Source organism: Nocardioides eburneiflavus, assembly GCF_004785795.1.
In the GTDB taxonomy this organism is placed as follows: Bacteria; Actinomycetota; Actinomycetes; order Propionibacteriales; family Nocardioidaceae; genus Nocardioides; species Nocardioides eburneiflavus.
This window is the reverse complement of the sequence record NZ_SRRO01000001.1, coordinates 1,368,633-1,387,578: the sequence shown is the minus strand read 5'-3', so window position 1 is coordinate 1,387,578 and position 18,946 is coordinate 1,368,633. Positions and strand designations below refer to the sequence as shown.

Here is an 18,946-nt window from a genome sequence, read left to right as displayed (position 1 = left end):
TCAGGTGGTGACCTTGAACTTCTTCACCGAGGGGGTGGGGTCGGCCACGCCGGCCAGCACGGCACGGACCTGGAGCTTGTGCTTGCCGACCTTGAGCTTGGCGGTCTTGACCTTGTGGCGCGACGTGCACGCCTTCCACCTGCCCTTGTCGAGCTTGCACTGGAAGGTCGCACCTGCGGTCGGCGAGGTGAAGCCGAACTTCGCGACGACCGGCTTGGCGTAGGTCTTCTTGCCCTTGATGCTGCTCGTCCGGGGCACGACCGGCGGCGGCGTGACGACCGGCGGCAGCTGCACGGTCTCGCACCCGACCACTGCGTCGACGGCGTCGGCGACGACCGTGTCGGTGCCGTCACCGCAGTCGACACGGTCCGCGACGCCGTCGCGGGCCTGGATGGTGTCATTGCCTAGACCGCCGTTGAGGACGTCGGCGCCGGCACCGCCGGTGACCGTGTCGTCGCCGCTGCCGCCGAACAGCGCGTCGTCGAAGGCGCCTCCGGTGAGGGTGTCCGGTCCCGCCACGCCGCGTACGTGCTGGGTGCCGGGGAAGCCCGATCCGTCATAGCTCTGGGTCCCTTGGCGCAGCAGGGTGACGAACATCTGCTCGATCCCGCTGGCCGACACCGACGCGGACGGCATCCCATCGACGTTGAGCGTCAGGCCCGTGGCGTTCACGGTGAAGGCGGCCGTGACGTTACCGACGCCCAGCGTGGCCTGGTCGAAGTCGAGCTCCCAGGAGTCCGTGCCCGGGCCGCCGTCGATGCCGCCCGACGAGGTGAACTGGATGAACCGGTCGTCGCCGGCCCCTCCGGAGGCGATGGAGTCGATGTTCATGAACGAGTCGTCGCCGTCGCCGCCGGAGGCGCTGTTGGCGCCGTCGATCATGTCGTCGCCACCCCCGCCGCTGATCGTGTCGAGGAAGTCGCCCGACAGCTGGTCGCCCAGCGGCGAGCCCGTCACGTTGTCGGCCTCACTGACGCCGCTCTCGTCGGAGTTGACGTAGATGCTCTGGAGCGCCGGGAACGCCGCAGCGGTCACCGCCGAGAGGTTGAGGGTGTCGGTCCCCGCGCCGGGATCGACGTCGAGGCTCTGGAGGGTGGCACACGGGTCGCCGGTGGTCGCGGTGCCCGAGGCGCCGAGCACGCCGCCCGAGCAGAGCACCGAGAAGAAGTCGTTGGCGCCGTCACCGTTCACCGAGGATCCGCTGACCGTGACGGCCGCGGATGCGGGACCTGCGAGGCCGACGACGAGGGCAGCGGTGGCTGCGATGGCTAGGGCTGGTTGTCTGAGGATGCGCGTCATGGCGGCATCGTGGTGGGCGACCGCCGGGGGCGTCATCGGTGGAAGCACGCATGTCTAGACCATCGGTTGCGGGGAGGCTGGGGAACGAGCGACAGCCATCCCGGGCACGAACAGGTGCACGTCGTTCCCCACTCACTCCAGCGAGCGGTAGTGCTCGAGCATGATCGCGTCGAGGGCGGCCTCCTCCGTGTCCGGCAACGGCGGTGCGGGGACGAAGGCGCCCAGCCGCCACCGCCGCCGCTCCTCAGGCAGCCACAGCGCTCGCTCGCGAGCCGAGGCCATCCGCTCCCGCCAGACGCGCTCGGAGTCACCCGCGACGAGGACGAACCCCTCGAGCCCTACGCCCCGCAGCGCGTCCGCCCGCGCCTCGTCACGGCGCTGACGCTCGCGGTTGCGGTGCGAGGCACCGTTGTACTCGCCGTAGGTGCCGGACTCGACCTCGAGCAGGTCGACGACAGCGAGCAACCGGCCGGACAGGTCGAGCACCTCGCGGTTCATGAGCGGTCGAGGGAACCCGACGTCCGACTCCCAGACCTGCAGCATCTCCGACTCCTTGGGCGAGCGGCACCCGGCGCACGCCCGCTCGAGGGCGTACGCCGCTGCGGGGGACTGGCGTCGCGTCGTGGCGACGTGACGTGCCCGCTCGAGGTCGATGACACCCGCCGCGAGCGCCATGTCGACCATGACCCCGGCCGCCCGCGCAGACGATGCGCGCCTGAGCTCGTGCAGCAGCGCGATCTCACTGGGCGCGCATGGCACACCGTGCCTGACGACCGGGTCCGGGAGCCGACCCCGCGTGCGTTCGACCAGGACCCCCGGTCCACGGATGCGGGAGGTGTGCGGCAGCAGGACCGGCACCGGTCGTGGCTTCCGCCCGGCGAAGCCGTCGACGTAGGCGGCACCGGCGAGCCGGAGCGCACCCCAGCCGGTGACCATCCCGCCCTCGGGAAGATGTACGGCCGCTTCGAGGATGCGCTGCTCGACGGTCTGCGGCACGTCGGCGGGGACCACGAAGCCATGGCTGGTCGTCCGCCAGGACGGGCCGGCGGCAGTTCCGCGGCGAGGTCCGGATTCTCCGTCCGGGTCGACCCGGACCGGACGGACGAGCCGGGTCGGGGGCGGGCAGCGGGGGTGGAAGCCGGACATGGGCGAGGCATGCCCGCTGGCACTGCACTGCATGCGCTCGCGCGTCCAGCTGTGGAGGACGACGCCTGGGGAACCACAAGCAGGCGCATCCGGCGGATCGGCCTGCACCTGGTTCCCCAGGACCGCCGATTTCAGGTGACGCCGTACGTCACTCCCGCCGGCGCGCCGCCACGATCACCAGCGCGACCCCGAAGCCCGCGAGGATCGGGCCGAGGACCGCCCAGATCGACTGGTCGGTCATCGCGCTGCCCTCGATGTAGCCCAGGCCCTGGAAGGTCCAGATCGCGCCCATGGCCACCATCAGCACGCCGAGCGCGATCCCGAGCGCGCGCATCAGCTGAGCTCGCGCTTGAGGATCTTGCCGGTCGCGGTCATCGGCATGGCGTCGACGAACTCCACGATGCGCGGGTACTTGTAGCCGGCCATCTGCTCCTTGCCCCAGGCGACGAGCTCGTCCTCGGTCACGGTCGCCCCGTCCTTGCGGATGACGACGGCCTTGATCTCCTCGCCGTGGCTCTCGTGCGGCACGCCGATCACCGCCGCGAGCGACACGGCGGGGTGCGTGAGGAGGACCTCCTCGATCTCCCGGGGGTACACGTTGTAGCCGCCGCGGATGATCATGTCCTTCGAGCGGTCGACGATGTAGTACCAGCCGTCGGCGTCCTTGCGGCCGAGGTCGCCGGAGCGGAACCAGCCGTCGACGATCGCCTCGGCGGTGGCGTCGGGGCGACCGTAGTAACCCTTCATGATGTTGGGGCCCTTGATCGCGATCTCACCGACCATGTGCTCGGGGTCCTCGCCGTCCTCGAGGTCCTCGCGCACGCCCGGCTCGGGGTTGATCAGCTTCATCTCCACGCCCGGGATCGGCTTGCCGATCGAGCCGACCCGCGCGGGCTCGCCCCAGACCGAGAAGCTGGCCACCGGCGAGGTCTCGGAGAGGCCGTAGCCCTCGAGGATCGTGACGCCGAACCGGCGCTCGAACTCCTTGTGCACCTCGACCGGCAGTGCGGAGCCGCCGGCGGCCGCGACCCGCATCGTGTCGGCGAGCTTCTTCACGTCGACGCCCGAGTCGTCGAGGGCGCCGAGGAGCCCCCAGTACATCGTCGGGACGCCGGCGAAGAACGTGACGCCCTCCTTGTCCATCAGCTCCAGCGCCGGGCCGGCCTCGAAGCGCGGCAGCAGCACGACGGTTCCGCCGAAGGCGAAGCCGGCGTTCTGGATGACGGTCTGGCCGAAGGAGTGGAACAGCGGGAGCACGCACAGCAGGGTGTCGGGGTGGTCGGCGTCGGCGCCGAACAGCGCGTCGCTGGCCATCGCGTTGGAGATCATGTTGCGGTGCATCAGCTCGGCGCCCTTGGGCTGGCCGGTGGTGCCGGAGGTGTAGAGGATGACGGCGGTGTCGTCCCCGTCGACCTCACGCGTCTCGAAGGTCGGCGACTGTCCCTGCAGCGCCTGGCCGAGCGTCTCGGTGCCCTCGATGGGCGAGGCGGCCGCCGGGTCGGCGGTGATGAGGAAGAAGTGCTCGCACGAGTCGGTCTGCTCGAAGCCCGCGTGACCCTCGGCTCCGATGGGGAGCTCGGGCGTGCCCTGGAAGCAGAAGTACGCCTTCGCGTCGCTGTCGTCGAGGTGGTAGGCCACCTCGCGGCCCTTGAGCAGGACGTTGAGCGGCACCACGGTCGCCCCGGCCTTGAGGATCCCGTAGTAGATGATCGGGAAGTACGGCAGGTTCGGGCAGCTCAGCGCGACCTTGTCGCCCGGCTCGATCCCGCGCGAGACCAGCAGGTTGGCGACCTGGTTGGCGGCGGCGTCGACCTGGGCGTACGTCAGGCGGGTCTCCCCCAGCACGACAGCCGTACGGTCGGGGTAGGCCTGTGCGGAGCCTTCGAGGAGGGAGGAGAGGTTCGGCATACGGCCAACCTACTCAGGGTGGTGGGGGCAGTCACCCGTCCGTTCGCTCCCCGATGAGGCGACCGGCCTTTCGGAGGTCTGCCGCGATCGCGCGGCCCGCCAGCAGCCCCGAGGTGGCCGCGGCGACGGCGTACACCCCGGTCCCGGTCGCCTCTCCCTCGGCCTGCACGCGGCAGCCCGTGCCGCGCGCGGTGAAGCGCAGCCGGAGGGTGGCCTCGACACCCCGCCACGTGCCGCGCTCGGCCCACGTGCGGAACGGCACGAACTCGGTGACGACGAGGTGCGGCCGGACACCGACCGCCGTGAGCTCGCTCCAGGCCTGGCCGAGGTGGGGCTCCTCGTCGGCCGGCACGTCGACCGACAGCAGGCTGGACTGCCACGCCGCTCGGTTGCGGGGGTCCACGAGGTAGGTGAAGGCCCGCTCCGCCGAGTGCGGGAGCTCGACGTCCGCGCTGAAGCGGCGCGTGGTCAGAACGACTCCCCCGTGAGCAGCTCGTACGCCTCGACGTAGCGCGCGCGGGTGCGCTCGACGACGGCCTCGGGCAGCGGGGGCGGGGCCTCGCCGGAGGTGCGGTCCCAGCCGGACTCACCGGTGAGCCAGTCGCGCACGATCTGCTTGTCGTAGGACTCCTGCGCGCGGCCCGGCTGCCAGTCCGCGGCCGGCCAGAAGCGGCTCGAGTCGGGGGTGAGGACCTCGTCGGCGAGGATCGTCGCCCCTCCCTCGGTCTCGGGCCGGCGGCCGAACTCGAGCTTGGTGTCAGCCAGGATGATGCCCCGGTCGCGGGCGAGGCCGTGGGCCTTGTCGTAGACCTCCATCGTGAGCATCCGCAGCTCGGCGGCCGCGTCGTCGCCGACCGCCTCGACGACCGCCTCGTAGTCGACGTTCTCGTCGTGGTCGCCCAGGTCGGCCTTCGTGGCCGGGGTGAAGATCGGCTCGGGGAGGCGGCTGCCGTCCTGGAGGCCGGCGGGCAGCGCGATGCCGCAGACCTGACCCGTACGCCGGTAGTCGAGCAGCCCGGAGCCGGTGAGGTAGCCACGGGCCACGCACTCCACGGGGAACATGTCGAGCTGTTCGCAGACCACGGCCCGCCCCGCGACAGAGGCCGGCACGTCGGTCGAGACGACGTGGTTGCCCACGAGGCCGGACAGCTCGTCGAACCACCACAGCGACATCCGGGTGAGGATCTCGCCCTTGTCCGGGATCGTGGTGTCGAGCACGAAGTCGTAGGCGGAGATGCGGTCGCTGGCGACCATCAGCAACCGGCCCTCGTGCTCACCGGCGTCGATCCGGTAGAGGTCACGGACCTTGCCGGAGTGGAGGTGGGTGGTGCCCTCGATGACGGGGGCTGCGGGGATGTTCAGCTCGGCTGCCACGCGCTGAGCCTACCGAGATGGCCGCGGGGACCCGCCAGGTCTCAGCGGTGCAGCCACCAGCTCATCCGCCGGGTGATCCACGGCAGGAAGACGTACGTCATCAGGGGCGTCATCACCGTGGTCACCAGCACCACCCGGGGGACGAGCGGCCAGCCGGCGATCGTCCGCGAGGCGACGAAGTTCGCCACCAGGCTCAGCGGCAGGAACACCAGGAAGATGACCACCATCTGCTTCCACCGCGGCGGCGCCGCCGGTGCGGCACTGAGCAGCTCGACCGACGCCGGCTCGTCGAACCACCCTTCGATGCCCGTACGCCGCTCGCGACGCGACTCCTCCACGTCACCGGCAGCGGCCTCGAGCCACCAGGCCCGCTGCGGGGACGCCTCCCACGCGGCGAGCGACTCGGCGTCGGCGAAGCGGTACAGCATGTGCCAGTCGGGCGAGTCTGTGCTCGGCCGCACCCAGCCGGAGCCGAGGAAGCCGTCGAACTTCTCCGCCATCGACGTGCCCGCCTGCATCCACGCCAGCATCTGCGTGGTGTGGGAGGGGTCGACGTGGCGGGTGACGGAGACGGTCACGGGGGCGCTCATGTCCATCAGTGTCGGGCGCCCGGGCCGGCGGGGTGAAGCCGACGGGGACGAGATCCCGGCCACGTGGGCGTCCCCCGTCAGCCGGTGACCTCGAACCTCGAGGCGCCTGTCACCGCCGCGTCGCGGGCCGCGACGTCGCGCACCCTCGCCGACGGTGGGCCGTGGCGGCACCACTCCACCAGGGCGTCGACGGCGTCGTCCTCGCCCTCGGCGTGCACCAGCACGGTGCCGTCGACCTCGTTGCGTACCCATCCCGTGACGCCGAGCTGCTGCGCCCGCTCCTGGGTGTGCCAGCGGAACGCGACGCCCTGCACCTGCCCGCTCACCCGCGCCTGGATCGCCTTCATGACCCCGATCATGCCTCGGGTGCAAGGCTGTCGGCGATGAGCCAGCGCGAGCACACGGACGCCGCCTCCCGGGACGAGGAGGCGTACGTCCCCGACCCCCGCCGCTGGCGGGTGCTCGCCGTCTCGCTGGTCGTGGGCTTCATGTCGCTCCTCGACGTCACGATCGTCAACGTCGCCGTACCCTCGATCCGCGCCGGGCTCGAGACCAGCACCGCCACCATCCAGTGGGTGGTGTCGGGCTACGCGCTGGCCTTCGGCGTGACGCTGGTCGCCGGCGGGCGCCTCGGCGACGCGCACGGCCGTCGCCGGATGATGACGATCGGCCTCATCGGCTTCGTCGGCTCCAGTGCCGCGGTCGGGCTGGCGCCCAGTGCGGCCTGGATCGTCGTCGCCCGACTGGCGCAGGGCGCCAGCGCGGGACTGCTGACGCCGCAGAACTCCGGGCTCATCCAGCAGCTCTTCCGGGGGCCCGAGCGCGGCCGGGCGTTCGGGATGTTCGGCTTCACCGTGGCCGTCGCCTCGGCCGCGGGCCCCCTGATCGGCGGGGCGCTGATCGCGCTGCTGGGCGAGGAGGACGGGTGGCGGTCGCTCTTCCTCATCAACGTGCCGATCGGGCTGGTCGCGCTGGTGCTGATCCGCCGGCTGGTGCCGGACAACGACGTGGGCGCGGAGGCCGAGAGGGACCCGCGCGTCGACCTGGTCGGTGCGCTGCTGCTCGGGCTCGCGGTGCTGTCGGTCCTCTACCCGCTGATCAGCCTCGAGGGCGGCGCCGGCCCGCCGCTGGTGGGGCTGCTCGCCCTCCCGGTGCTGGCGTGGGCGTTCGTCCGGTGGGAGCGCCAGACCGTACGCCGCGGGCGACCGCCGCTGCTCGACGTGTCGCTGCTGCGTGGCCTGCCCGGCTATGCCAACGGCCTGCTCGTGGGCACCCTCTACTTCACCGGCTTCACCGGGATCTTCCTCGTGCTGTCGGTGCACCTGCAGGAGGGCGAGGGGTTCTCGCCGCTCGGGGCGGCGCTGCTGATGACGCCTTTCGCCGTCGGCGCGGCGACCACGTCACCGCTGGCGGGCAGGCTCGTGGGCCGGATCGGGCGCCGCGTCACGCTGGTCGCACTCGGCGTGATGATGACCGGCACCGCGCTCGCCGCCGTGCTGGTGACCCAGCCGACCGACCGGCTGTGGTGGACGCTCGCACCGGCGATGCTGCTCGCCGGGGTCGGCGGCGGCGGGGTGATCTCCCCCAACTTCACCCTCACCCTCGCCGAGGTCCCGCCGCAGATGGGAGGCGCGGCGGGTGGCGCGCTGCAGACCGGGCAGCGGATCGGCTCCGCCCTCGGCGCCGCGCTCCTGATGACCGTCTACCAGGCCGTCGACGCCGTCTCGTCCGCGCCGGTGGCCGCCCGGGCGGCCCTCCTCACAGCGCTCCTCGTGCTGTCCGCGGCCCTCGCCGCCGCCGTGCGGTCCTGGCGGCGCGGGGACTGAGGCAGGCCTCGGTGGGAACCACCGGCTACCCGGTGGTTCCCGAGGTTCCGGCCCGTTGCAGCGGCCGAGAACCGCACCAAAGGGACTGGAAGGTCAGAGGATCGCGCCGGGGACGTACGCCGCGGCGTCGGGGTGGCGCGCGGCGAGCGCCTCGACCCGGGCGACGACCGCGCGGGTCTGGGCGACGGCGGCGCCGGTGAACTCGATCGGGTCGGCGACGAGCGCGTCGATCTGCTCGCGGGTCAGCCCGAGCCGCTCGTCGGCAGCGAGCTTGGCGAACACGTCGTTGTCCGCCTGGCCCCCACGCATCGCGAGCGCGGTGCCGACGGCTGCCTCCTTGATCGCCTCGTGCGCGGCCTCGCGGCCGACCCCGTTGCGTACGGCGGCCATCAGCACCTTGGTCGTCGTGAGGAACGGCAGGTAGCGGTCGAGCTCGCGCTGGATCACCGCCGGGAAGGCGCCGAACTCGTCGAGCACCGTGAGGAAGGTCTGGAACAGGCCGTCGGTGGCGAAGAAGGCGTCCGGCAGCGCGACGCGGCGCACCACCGAGCAGGAGACGTCGCCCTCGTTCCACTGGTCGCCGGCGAGCTCGCTGACCATCGAGAGGTGGCCGCGGACGACCACGGCGAGGCCGTTGACCCGCTCGCAGGAGCGGGTGTTCATCTTGTGGGGCATCGCGGACGAGCCGACCTGGCCCTCCTTGAAGCCCTCGGTGACCAGCTCGTGGCCGGCCATGAGCCGGACGGTGGTGGCGAGGTTGGAGGGCCCGCTGACCAGCTGGACCAGGGCCGACACCACGTCGAAGTCGAGCGAGCGCGGGTAGACCTGCCCGACGCTGGAGAGCACCTGGTCGAAGCCGAGGTGGGCGGCCACGCGCTGCTCGAGCTCGTCGAGCCGGTCGGCGTCGCCGTCGAGCAGGTCGAGCATGTCCTGGGCGGTGCCCATCGGGCCCTTGATGCCGCGCAGGGGGTAGCGGGCGAGCAGCTCCTCGATCCGCTGGACGCCGATGAGCATCTCGTCGGCGACGGTGGCGAAGCGCTTGCCGAGCGTGGTCGCCTGGGCGGCCACGTTGTGCGACCGGCCGGCCATGACGGTGGCCTCGTGCTCGGCGGCGAGGCGGCCGAGGCGGACGAGGGCGGCGACGGCGCGGTCGCGCACCACCTCGAGCGAGCGGCGCACCTGCAGCTGCTCGACGTTCTCGGTGAGGTCGCGCGAGGTCATGCCCTTGTGGATGTGCTCGTGACCGGCGAGGGCGGAGAACTCCTCGATGCGGGCCTTCACGTCGTGGCGGGTGATCCGCTCACGGGCGGAGATCGTGTCGAGGTCCACCTTGTCGATGACCGACTCGTAGGCCTCGACGACACCGTCGGGCACGGCGATGCCGAGGTCGCGCTGGGCCTTGAGCACCGCGACCCAGAGCTGGCGCTCGAGGACGATCTTGTGCTCGGGCGACCAGATGTCGGCGAGGTCGGCTCCGGCGTAGCGGGTGGCCAGCACATTGGGGACGTTGGGGAGGCTCACGGATCAGATTGTCCCATCCGCGAGGGACCAGTCGTCCCACGGCGCCCACCAGCGGTCACCACGCTCGAGGAGGTCCGCGACGTCGGCGGCCGCGTCGAGCGTCGCGAGCAGCTCGTCCGCGGTGATCCGGGCACCGGACATGCTCGGGGCCAGGTGCTCGACGTCCTTCCACCGCCACTCGCCGTCCGGGGCGATGACGATGTCGAGCTGGAGGTCGTTGACGTCGACACCGTCGATGGTGCGCAGGACGGGGGTCTCGAAGTTGACGTACCAGTTCAGGAAGGCACCGTCGCCGTCGAAGAACTTCCACACCGAGTACCAGTCGTCGGACCGGCGCAGCTTCAGCACGCTCGTGCCGGTCCAGGCGTCGAGGTGGCCCCACGGGTGCGGCACCGGGTGCTCGGGGAAGGTCATCGGCGTGCCGTCGGCCTTGACCGTCGCGAGCACCACGCCGTCGTCACCGACCACGCGCTCGTCCCACCACGCCCACTCGAGGCCGTGCAGGACCTCGCGGACCCCCACGTCGGACCCGACCGCGAACGGCGCTCAGCCACGCGACGCCGCGCCCTCCACGACCCCGAGCGGCTCGGCGGCGATGTCGCGGCGCCACTGGGCGCCGGGGAAGCTGATCGAGGAGACCCCCTCGTACGCCTTGGCGCGGGCGTCGGCGACGTCGGTGCCGACCGCGCGGACGGCGAGCACCCGGCCGCCGGCGGTGACCAGGCTTCCCTCGCCGGTTGAGCCTGTCGAAACCCGCGCCGTGCCGGCGTGGATGACGTCGACGTCGTCCTCGAACGCGAGGGTCTCGGTGCCGACGACGACGTCGCCCGTGCTGGAGCCCTCGGGGTAGCCCGCGCTGGCCATCACGACCGACACCGCGGCGCCGTCGGCGAAGGTCGGCTCGGGGACGCTCGACAGGTCGCCGTCGGCGGCCGCGCGGAGCAGCGCGCCGAGGGGGGAGGTGAGCAGGGCGAGCACGGGCTGGACGTCGGGGTCGCCGAAGCGGCAGTTGAACTCGATGACCTGGGGGCCGGCCTCAGTGAGGGCCAGCCCGACGTACAGGCAGCCCACGAACGGTGCGCCCCGGTGCTGCATCTCGGCCAGCGTGGGGGCGACGACGTCGGTCATCACGGTGTCGACCACGCCCTCGGGCAGCCAGGTGAGGGGGGCGTACGAGCCCATGCCTCCGGTGTTGGGACCGCGACCGCCGTCGAAGATGCGCTTGAAGTCCTGCGCCGGCAGCAGCGGCCGGCCGACGGTGCCGTCGCAGACGACGAAGAGGGAGAACTCCGGGCCGTCGAGGAACTCCTCGACCACCACCCGCTCGCACCCCGCCGCGTGGGCCAGCGCCTCGGCGCGGTCGGTGGTGACGACGACGCCCTTGCCTGCGGCGAGCGCGTCGTCCTTGACGACGTAGGGCGCGCCGAAGGCGTCGAGCGCGGCCGCCACCTCCTCGGGCGTCGTGCAGGTCCGCGACCCCGCGGTCGGCACGCCGGCCCTCGCCATGACGTCCTTGGAGAAGGCCTTCGACCCCTCGAGCTGCGCGGCCGCCCGCGACGGCCCGAAGACCGCGATGCCCGCGTCGCGCAGGGGGTCGGCGACCCCGGCGACGAGCGGCGCCTCGGGGCCCACGACCACCAGGTCAGCGCCGATCGAGGTCGCGAGGGCGGCGACCGCGACGCCGTCCATCGGGTCCACGTCATGGAGGGTGGCGACCTCGCCGATGCCGGGGTTGCCCGGCGCGGCGTGCACCTCGGTCACCGCCGGGTCGTGGGAGAGGGCCAGTGCCAGCGCGTGCTCGCGGCCGCCGGTTCCGATCACGAGGGTCTTCACGGGCGTCGAGCCTATCGGCGCGCTGCCCGCAGGGACCACGTGCCTCAGCCCGACGCTCCCCTCCAGCCTCGGCGGATGTCGGCGAGCACCGGTGCACCGGCCGCCGCGAGGAGGAGCAGCGCCGGTGGGACGAGGGTGACGAAGCCGAACCGGGGGTAGCCGAGCGCCCCGAGGACGCCGCCGACGAAGAACAGGGTGACCAGCGAGGCGAGGAGACCGAGCTTGGCCCGGTCGGCGCTGACCGGCGGGAGGCCGGGCGTCCGTGGCACGTAGGTCAGCTTGCCGAGCTCGATCCCGATGTCGGTGATCATGCCGGTCACGTGCGTCGTACGGATCTGCGCGCCCGAGATCTTGGTGATGATCGCGTTCTGGAGCCCCATCGTGCAGCACAGCACCGCCACGAAGAGCGGGGTGTCGTGCGTCCACCGCACGCGGTCGGCCAGGAGCCCGAAGCAGAGGATCAGCAGGGCCTCCACGACGAGGACCAGGGCGTACCTGCCCCGCAGGCCACGGCGGCGGCCCCAGTTGAACAACCAGGCGCAGACCATGGAGCCGCCCACGAACGACACCAGCGCCAGCAGGGCCGTGCCGACGACCCCGGCGCCGCCGAGGACCAGGTGGTCCGCCAGCGTCGCGGTGATGCCCGTCATGTGCGAGGTGTAGACCGCGACGGCCACGAAGCCCACGGAGTTGAGGATCCCCGCGACGAGGGCAAGCAGGCCGGCCAGCTGCGCGTTGAGCGCCGGAGTGCGGTGCGGCCCCGCGACCCGCAGCAGGTGGTCCCGCACTGGCTGGATCACGGCTCAGTCCGCGTGGACGACCAGGGTCTGCTCGCGGCCGGGGCCCACGCCGACGCCCCAGATCCTCGCGCCGGACATCTCCTCGAGCGCCTGCACGTAGGCCTGGGCGTTCTTGGGCAGCTCGTCGAAGCTGCGGCAACCGGAGATGTCGCTCTGCCAGCCGTCGAAGAACTCGTAGACGGGCTTCGCGTGGTGGAACTCGGTCTGCGTCATCGGCATCTCGTCGACCCGCTGGCCGTCGATCTCGTAGCCGACGCAGACCGGGATCCGCTCCCACGCGCCGAGGATGTCGAGCTTGGTCAGGAAGAGCTCGGTGAGGCCGTTGACCCGGCTGGCGTAGCGCGCGACGACGGCGTCGTACCAGCCGCAGCGACGCGTACGGCCGGTCGAGACGCCGATCTCGCCGCCGAGCTGCTGGAGCTGCACGCCGTCCTCGTCGAACAGCTCGGTGGGGAACGGGCCGGAGCCGACGCGGGTCGTGTAGGCCTTGATCACGCCGATCACCCGGTCGATGCGGGTCGGGCCGACCCCGGCCCCGACGCAGACACCGCCCGCGACGGGGTTGGAGGAGGTGACGAACGGATAGGTGCCGTGGTCGACGTCGAGCATCGTCGCCTGCGCGCCCTCGAAGAGCACCGTCTGCCCGGCGTCGAGCGCCCGGTTGAGCAGGAGCGAGGTGTCGCACACCATCGGCCGCAGCCGGTCGGCGTAGGACAGCAGCTCCTCGACCACCGCGTCGACCTCGATCGCGCGGCGGTTGTAGACCTTGGTGAGCAGGTGGTTGCGGACGTCGAGGGCCGCCTCGACCTTCTGGGTGAGGATCTTCTCGTCGAACAGGTCGGCGATGCGCACGCCGACGCGGTTGATCTTGTCGGCGTACGCCGGGCCGATCCCGCGACCGGTGGTGCCGATCTGGTTCTTGCCGAGGAAGCGCTCGGTCACCTTGTCGATCGTCGCGTGGTAGCTCGCGATCACGTGCGCGTTGGCGCTGACCTTGAGGTCGGCCACCTCCACGCCGCGCGCGACGAGTCCGTCGAGCTCGCGGAAGAGCGCCTCCGGGGAGACCACCACGCCGTTGGCGATCACCGACGTGGCGCCGGGCGTGAGGATGCCGCTGGGCAGCAGGTGGGTGGCGTACTTCTCGCCGTTGACGACGATGGTGTGGCCGGCGTTGTGGCCGCCGCTGGTGCGGACGACGAAGTCGATGGGGTCGGTGGTGGCCAGCAGGTCGGTGGCCTTGCCCTTGCCCTCGTCGCCCCACTGGGCGCCGAGCACGACGATCGCGGGCATCTCAGCCCTCCTCTGTCTCTTCGGCAGGTGGTCCAGGAATGCGAAAGCCCCGGGCACAAGGCACCGGGGCTCTTGCGACGCCACGCTACCGCACCCGGGCCGTACGCCCGCCCGCGCGCGTCCCCAGGGGTGGGACGCGGCCGTGACCCCGTGGGCTAGCGTTCGGCTCGTGCGCGCCCTGCTGGTCATCACCAACGCCGAGGCCGGCACGTCCGACGAGGAGCGACTCGCCGAGGCGCTCGCCGTGCTGCGGGAGCAGGCGTCGGTCGAGGTCGCCAAGACGTCCAACCCGGGTGAGCTCGACGGCGTGCTGCACCGCGCCGGCGGTCGTACGGTCGTGGTGGCCGGCGGCGACGGCAGCCTGCACGCGGTCGTCACGGCGCTGCACAAGCGCCACGAGCTCGCCGACACCACCCTCGGCCTCCTGCCGATGGGCACCGGCAACGACTTCGCCCGCAGCAACGACATCCCGCTCGAGGTCGCCGACGCCGCCCGCCTCGTCCTCGACGGGGAGCCGCGCGGCGTCGACCTGCTCGTCGACGAGGTCGGCAACGTGGTGGTCAACAACGTCCACGTCGGGGTCGGAGCGCAGGCCAGCCGCAAGGGCGCGAGGTGGAAGGGTCGGCTCGGCTCCGTCGGCGTCGGCAAGGTCAACCTCGGCAAGCTCGGCTATCCCATCGGCGCCGCGCTGTCCGCCTTCCACCCGCCGAGCTGGCGGATGCGGGTCGAGATCGACGGCCGCGTCGTCAACGACGTCGACCGTCCGGTCCTGATGGTCGCGATCGGCAACGGCGGCAACGTCGGCGGCGGCACCGAGCTCAACCCCGACGCCGACACCGAGGACGGGCTGCTCGACGTGATGATCTCCCGCGCCGTGAAGCCGATGGCCAAGCTCGGCTACGTGGCCCGGCTCCGCAAGGGCGAGCACGAGGAGCGCGACGACGTGCTGAGCCTGCGCGGCACGTCGGTGAAGGTCAGCGGCGACGAGTTCTGGCTGTCGGCCGACGGTGAGGTCTCCGGCCCCGAGCGCAGCCGCAGCTGGCGCCTCGAGCGCGCGGCGTACTCGATGATCCTGCCCTGACGCAGAGCGCGTCAGAGCCAGCCGCGGCGGACCGCCTCCACGCCCGCCTGGAAGCGGGTGTCGACGCCCAGCTCCGTCATGAGGGCGGCGACCCGGCGGCGCACCGTGCGCAGGCCGATGCCCAGCTTGCGCGCGATCACCTCGTCGGTCGCGCCTGCCATGAGCTGCTCGAGGAGGAACTGGCGACCGTCGGGGTCCGCGTCGCCCGACTCGAGCTCCGGCACGGGAGCGGCACGCGCCCACAGGGACTCGAACCACAGGGTCAGCGCCGCGACGATCGAGCGCTGCCGCACGTGCACCCGCGGCTCGTCGGCGAAGCCGATCGGCTCGGGCAGCACCGCGTGGGTCTCGCCCAGGATGAACATGCGGGTGGGCAGCTCGGAGATCACGCGCACCTGCTCACCGAGCAGGGCGCGTGCGCGCAGCGCGTCGGGCGCCTCGCTGAGCGCGCGCACGGGATAGATCGCCCGGGAGCGACGCCCGGTCGCGATCGCCTCCGCCAGGACTTCACTGACGAGCGACTCGCGCGGCATCGCCCAGGCGTCGGGCCGCAGCCACAGCATGTCGCCGCGGCTGGTGCGGAGCATGAGGCGCAGCAGGTCCAGCGGGTTCCCGCCCGAGCTCAGCTCGCCGTCGAGCGGCTGGACCTCGCTGACGTCCTCGCGGTCGGGCCGCGTCGCCGCGGCGACGAGGTGCGGCACGGCGCTGGAGAGACCGGCCAGCACGGTGGCCGACGAGGCCGCCGAGCGGGCCTGGCGCAGCACGAGCTCGGAGACCGCCTCCGCCAGCGGCGGCACGTGGAGCCGCTCGTCGTTCAGCACCACCAGCCCGCGCTCGACGAGCGGACCCATGTCGCGCAGCAGCTGCTCCGGGCGCGTCTGCACGAGCTGCGCCACCCCCGCCACCGTGTGCCCGGACACCGGGGCCAGCTGGAAGTAGAGGCGCTCGGCCCTGCGATCGAGACCGAGGGCGGCGAGCACGGAGGAGGGGTCGCCCGACATGGTGGCAGTTTAGTGCCACCGGCACTCACGACCCGCGTGGCAGCCAACGGCCAACGGATACTGAGGCGCCGGTGCCGCCGCGGGGGTGTGCGGCCGGGCAGCTCCACAGGAGCAGATGGCGTCGGAGCCGCCGCGGGGGACGGCTCCGGCGCCGGTCATCGGCACCGCCGAACCCACCGATAGCCTTGCGCGCATGGCGAGAGGTGGACGACAGGGACAGGGCGAGCCGGTCGACTGGGTGACGCGCGCGGCGGACGACGCCGTACGCCACGCCGGCGAGGGGAACCTGGTCACCGTCGCCTCCGGGGCCTCCCCCAGCGGCCCGATCCACCTCGGCAACCTCCGCGAGTTCATCACCCCCCACTTCGTGGCCGAGGAGCTGCGGCGCCGCGGCGTGCCGGTGCGCCACCTGCACTCGTGGGACGACTTCGACCGGTTCCGCAAGGTGCCGGCCGGCGTGCCGGCCGAGTGGGCCGACCACATCGGCCGTCCCCTGAGCGCGGTGCCCGACCCGTGGGAGTGCCACCCCAGCTGGGCCGAGCACTTCAAGGCCCCGCTGCAGGAGGCGCTGCGCGAGCTCGGGGTGGAGATGGAGGAGATCTCCCAGACCGAGATGTACACGTCCGGCGCCTACCGCGACCAGGTCCTGCTCGCGGTCTCGCGCCGCGACGAGATCGAGGCCGTGCTCGCCAAGCACCGCACCAAGAAGGTCACGGCCGGCGAGGACGCGTCCGCGCAGGAGGCCGCCGACCTCGCCGACTCGGTCGCCAACGAGGACGACGAGGAGGGCGACCCGACCGCGGCCTCCTCGGCCGACGCGATCGCCCGATTCCCCTACCGCCCCTTCTGCCGCGAGTGCGGACGCGACACCGTCACCACCACGGCGTACGACGAGGCCACCACGACGCTGTCCTACACCTGTTCCTCGTGCGGCTTCGAGGGCACCACCGACCTGTCGAGCGACACCGACGGCAAGCTCGTGTGGAAGGTCGACTGGCCGATGCGCTGGGCCTACGAGTCGGTCAACTTCGAGCCCGCGGGCCGCGACCACATGACGCCGGGCTCGTCCTACACCGTCGGCACCGAGATCGCCCCCTCGATCTTCGACTGGCGCGCACCGGCCCGGGTGATCTACGCGTTCGTCGGGTTCGCCGGGGTGCAGAAGATGTCCTCGTCGGCCGGCGGCGTGCCGACCGCGACCGACGCGCTGCGGATCCTCGAGGCGCCGATGCTGCGCTGGCTCTACGTCCGGCGCGCGCCGACGCAGGCCTTCGACATCGACTTCGGCCCCGCGGTGGTCCGCCTCTACGACGAGTGGGACGCCCTGGGCCGCAAGGCCGCGGACCCCGCGAAGTCCGACGTCGCCACCCTCGCCTGGCACCGCGCCTCCGAGACCGCGTCCGCCGGCCGGCTGCCCACGCCGGCGGTGCCGGTCCCCTTCCGCACCCTCTCGTCGGTGGCCGACGTCACCGCCGGCTCGGCCGAGCTCATCTCGCGCGTCATGGAGTCGTCGGGCTTCCCGCACGACTCCGTGGCCGACCTCGAGCCGCGCCTGTCCAAGGCCATGCAGTGGACCGCGGAGCACGTGCCCGCCGACGAACGCACCACCGTGCGCGACGAGCCCGACGCCGACCGCCTCGGCTCGCTGGGCGAGGACGAGGAGCTCTGGCTGCGGATCTTCCTCGACCGCCTGCCCGACGACCTCGACCTCGACGCCGCCACGAGCGTCGTCTACGGCGTGCCCAAGGTCGCGCGCGGCCTCGGGCTCGACGACCCGCCGACCGACCAGGTGAAGGCCGACCAGAAGGACTTCTTCCGGCTGCTCTACCAGCTGCTCGTCTCCGCCGAGCGGGGCCCGCGCCTGCCTACACTCGTGGTGGCACTCGGACCCGAGAAGGTGCGGCGGCTGCTCGGCGCCTGACGCGACGCCTTCCTCCCGCCGACCGCTCGGCGGGTCGAGCGGACCATCGTCCGCTCGACGTACGCCATGCCGTACGCCAGGCGTCCACGGCGGACGTCGAGCGCCCTTCTAGCCAGATTCCTGTCCGCTGATCATCCACAGGGTGCGTTCCGAGCAGGTCGTCCACACCGACCAGCCCGCACGCTGGTGCCAACTCGTCGCACAGGACGATCGTCGACGCCATGAGACCTGCACTCGTCGCTGTCGCTGCCCGTCAGGGGTGGATCTTCACCCGCAGCCAGGCCCTGCGCGCCGGCTACACCGATCGCGAGATCAAGGCCTTGACGAGACCGGACGGCGAATGGGCTGTCGTTCGGCGTGGCACCTACTGCGAACGCGCCCTACTGGCGCAGCTGGACGCTCGAGCCCGGTGGATGCTCAAGGACAGGGCCGCCGCCCTGTCGAGCCGACGCCCAGCCGTCCTCAGCCACGACTCCGCGGCCAGGCTGCTCGCCATCGACACACTCGACCCGCCGTCGCCCGCGAGCCACCTCACGCTCTACGGACCGCGCGGAACGCGCACCAACAGCGGCCTCACCCGACATCGAGACCTGCAGTCGCTGTGCGTGCAGCGCGTCGGCGACCTGGTGGCCACGTCGTATGCCCGTACGGCCATCGACATCGCGCGGTGGCACGGCTACCGGCACGGCCTGGTGGCCATCGACTCTGCACGACAACTCGGCGTCCCGTACCCCGATTTCGAGGCCGAGCTCGAGCGGATGCGTCACCACCCGCACATCGCTCAGGCGCGCGCGGCCCTCGCCGACTCCGACGCCGGTGCCGAGTCCGTGCTCGAGACCTTGGGCAGGGAGCTCGTGGCGTCGTTGGACATTGGTGTCACGGAGACCCAGTTCGCGGTGCGCCTCACCGGAGGCCGGACCGTCTGGTGCGACATCCGCGTCGGACGCCACTTGTTCGAGTGCGAAGGCAGGCTGAAGCTCGTCCCCGTCGAGGAAGGGGGCGTCGCGTCCGAGTCGGCGGATGCCGTCGTGTGGAAGCAGCAGGCTCGTCGTACGGACATCTGCGCCGAAGGCTTCGGCATGTCTCGGATCGTCTGGGCGGACTGCTTCGGTCCCGCCCGGGACAGGGCTCGTGATCGCCTTCGCCGGGAGTACGACGTCACAGAGGCCCGGTTCGGTCGTGAGCCGACGCCGCAGCAGAGCCGGTTCGCGCAGGCCAATCCGCGGCGACGCTCGCCACGTCTCTGGGTGCCTGACGTGGGTACCGCTGCCTGATGTGGTTGCGCGGACCATGACACCGCTGTGGACGCTTGACGTACGCCATGGCGTGCGTCGAGCGGACGTAGGTCCGCTCGAC

18 protein-coding genes are annotated in these 18,946 nt (G+C 72.1%); 4 read left to right on the top strand and 14 right to left on the bottom strand.

The features are described from left to right. From EXE59_RS24790 to EXE59_RS06455, 8 genes are all read right to left on the bottom strand, one after another. Nucleotides 1-1,299, bottom strand: coding sequence for a calcium-binding protein (locus tag EXE59_RS24790; RefSeq protein WP_135838173.1), 1,299 nt, complete (start codon nt 1,297-1,299; stop codon nt 1-3). Between the two features lie 132 nt (nt 1,300-1,431). Continuing rightward, the gene (locus tag EXE59_RS06485) at nt 1,432-2,445 is read right to left on the bottom strand and encodes a hypothetical protein (protein WP_135838172.1); all 1,014 of its coding nucleotides are present in this window, start codon (nt 2,443-2,445) and stop codon (nt 1,432-1,434) included. 148 nt (nt 2,446-2,593) lie between these two features. Beyond that, complete coding sequence (locus tag EXE59_RS06480; protein WP_135838171.1) at nt 2,594-2,779, bottom strand: hypothetical protein; 186 nt, start codon at nt 2,777-2,779, stop codon at nt 2,594-2,596. Continuing rightward, nucleotides 2,779-4,353, bottom strand: coding sequence for a long-chain-fatty-acid--CoA ligase (locus EXE59_RS06475; protein WP_135838170.1), 1,575 nt, complete (start codon nt 4,351-4,353; stop codon nt 2,779-2,781). Before EXE59_RS06475 ends, EXE59_RS06480 begins: the two co-directional genes overlap by 1 nt. A 31-nt stretch (nt 4,354-4,384) precedes the next feature. Then, nucleotides 4,385-4,825, bottom strand: coding sequence for an SRPBCC family protein (locus EXE59_RS06470; protein ID WP_281280339.1), 441 nt, complete (start codon nt 4,823-4,825; stop codon nt 4,385-4,387). Continuing rightward, entirely contained in the window at nt 4,822-5,727 is a 906-nt protein-coding gene (locus EXE59_RS06465; protein WP_135838168.1) for a phosphoribosylaminoimidazolesuccinocarboxamide synthase, read from the bottom strand. Before EXE59_RS06465 ends, EXE59_RS06470 begins: the two co-directional genes overlap by 4 nt. A 41-nt stretch (nt 5,728-5,768) precedes the next feature. After that, complete coding sequence (locus tag EXE59_RS06460; protein ID WP_135838167.1) at nt 5,769-6,317, bottom strand: antibiotic biosynthesis monooxygenase; 549 nt, start codon at nt 6,315-6,317, stop codon at nt 5,769-5,771. 77 nt (nt 6,318-6,394) lie between these two features. Next, on the bottom strand, nt 6,395-6,664 hold the full coding sequence (locus tag EXE59_RS06455; protein WP_135838166.1) for an acylphosphatase: 270 nt from the start codon (nt 6,662-6,664) through the stop codon (nt 6,395-6,397). 36 nt (nt 6,665-6,700) lie between these two features. Here EXE59_RS06455 and EXE59_RS06450 point away from each other — a divergent pair, with 36 nt between their 5' ends. Further along, nucleotides 6,701-8,143, top strand: a complete 1,443-nt coding sequence (locus EXE59_RS06450; protein ID WP_135838165.1) for an MFS transporter — start codon at nt 6,701-6,703, stop codon at nt 8,141-8,143. 93 nt (nt 8,144-8,236) lie between these two features. On the opposite strand, the gene purB is transcribed toward EXE59_RS06450, so the two are convergent. From purB to EXE59_RS06425, 5 genes are read right to left on the bottom strand one after another with little or no spacing between them, the layout of a single operon-like run. After that, nucleotides 8,237-9,664: an adenylosuccinate lyase gene (purB, locus tag EXE59_RS06445; RefSeq protein ID WP_135838164.1), complete on the bottom strand. Its 1,428-nt coding sequence runs from the start codon at nt 9,662-9,664 to the stop codon at nt 8,237-8,239. Nucleotides 9,665-9,667: 3 nt separating this feature from the next. Continuing rightward, nucleotides 9,668-10,186, bottom strand: coding sequence for a ribonuclease FAU-1 family protein (locus EXE59_RS06440; protein ID WP_135838163.1), 519 nt, complete (start codon nt 10,184-10,186; stop codon nt 9,668-9,670). A 24-nt stretch (nt 10,187-10,210) separates the two neighbouring features. Further along, entirely contained in the window at nt 10,211-11,497 is a 1,287-nt protein-coding gene (purD, locus tag EXE59_RS06435; RefSeq protein ID WP_135838162.1) for a phosphoribosylamine--glycine ligase, read from the bottom strand. Nucleotides 11,498-11,541: 44 nt separating this feature from the next. Further along, nucleotides 11,542-12,297, bottom strand: a complete 756-nt coding sequence (locus EXE59_RS06430; RefSeq protein WP_135838161.1) for a YoaK family protein — start codon at nt 12,295-12,297, stop codon at nt 11,542-11,544. Between the two features lie 3 nt (nt 12,298-12,300). Further along, entirely contained in the window at nt 12,301-13,587 is a 1,287-nt protein-coding gene (locus tag EXE59_RS06425; protein ID WP_135838160.1) for an adenylosuccinate synthase, read from the bottom strand. Between the two features lie 169 nt (nt 13,588-13,756). Here EXE59_RS06425 and EXE59_RS06420 point away from each other — a divergent pair, with 169 nt between their 5' ends. Beyond that, nucleotides 13,757-14,668: a diacylglycerol/lipid kinase family protein gene (locus EXE59_RS06420; RefSeq protein ID WP_246056564.1), complete on the top strand. Its 912-nt coding sequence runs from the start codon at nt 13,757-13,759 to the stop codon at nt 14,666-14,668. An 11-nt stretch (nt 14,669-14,679) separates the two neighbouring features. Here EXE59_RS06420 and EXE59_RS06415 read toward each other — a convergent pair whose 3' ends face one another. Continuing rightward, entirely contained in the window at nt 14,680-15,669 is a 990-nt protein-coding gene (locus EXE59_RS06415) for a helix-turn-helix transcriptional regulator (RefSeq protein ID WP_135838158.1), read from the bottom strand. A gap of 193 nt (nt 15,670-15,862) precedes the next feature. Between EXE59_RS06415 and lysS the strand changes: the two genes are divergently transcribed. Together lysS and EXE59_RS06405 are read left to right on the top strand one after the other, a co-directional pair. After that, the gene (gene lysS, locus EXE59_RS06410) at nt 15,863-17,590 is read left to right on the top strand and encodes a lysine--tRNA ligase (RefSeq protein ID WP_135838157.1); all 1,728 of its coding nucleotides are present in this window, start codon (nt 15,863-15,865) and stop codon (nt 17,588-17,590) included. 221 nt (nt 17,591-17,811) lie between these two features. Next, entirely contained in the window at nt 17,812-18,864 is a 1,053-nt protein-coding gene (locus EXE59_RS06405; RefSeq protein ID WP_135838156.1) for a type IV toxin-antitoxin system AbiEi family antitoxin domain-containing protein, read from the top strand. Nucleotides 18,865-18,946 lie beyond the last annotated feature (82 nt).

What these genes read in the sequence shown, in the direction of transcription:
- EXE59_RS06455 (WP_135838166.1), bottom strand. Translation starts at nt 6,664, where the DNA reads ATGAAGGCGATCCAGGCGCGGGTGAGCGGGCAGGTGCAGGGCGTCGCG.
- EXE59_RS06405 (WP_135838156.1), top strand. Translation starts at nt 17,812, where the DNA reads ATGAGACCTGCACTCGTCGCTGTCGCTGCCCGTCAGGGGTGGATCTTC.
- EXE59_RS06480 (WP_135838171.1), bottom strand. Translation starts at nt 2,779, where the DNA reads ATGCGCGCGCTCGGGATCGCGCTCGGCGTGCTGATGGTGGCCATGGGC.
- EXE59_RS06415 (WP_135838158.1), bottom strand. Translation starts at nt 15,669, where the DNA reads ATGTCGGGCGACCCCTCCTCCGTGCTCGCCGCCCTCGGTCTCGATCGC.
- EXE59_RS06485 (WP_135838172.1), bottom strand. Translation starts at nt 2,445, where the DNA reads ATGTCCGGCTTCCACCCCCGCTGCCCGCCCCCGACCCGGCTCGTCCGT.
- EXE59_RS06475 (WP_135838170.1), bottom strand. Translation starts at nt 4,353, where the DNA reads ATGCCGAACCTCTCCTCCCTCCTCGAAGGCTCCGCACAGGCCTACCCC.
- EXE59_RS06425 (WP_135838160.1), bottom strand. Translation starts at nt 13,587, where the DNA reads ATGCCCGCGATCGTCGTGCTCGGCGCCCAGTGGGGCGACGAGGGCAAG.
- EXE59_RS24790 (WP_135838173.1), bottom strand. Translation starts at nt 1,299, where the DNA reads ATGACGCGCATCCTCAGACAACCAGCCCTAGCCATCGCAGCCACCGCT.
- lysS (WP_135838157.1), top strand. Translation starts at nt 15,863, where the DNA reads ATGGCGAGAGGTGGACGACAGGGACAGGGCGAGCCGGTCGACTGGGTG.
- EXE59_RS06460 (WP_135838167.1), bottom strand. Translation starts at nt 6,317, where the DNA reads ATGAGCGCCCCCGTGACCGTCTCCGTCACCCGCCACGTCGACCCCTCC.
- EXE59_RS06450 (WP_135838165.1), top strand. Translation starts at nt 6,701, where the DNA reads ATGAGCCAGCGCGAGCACACGGACGCCGCCTCCCGGGACGAGGAGGCG.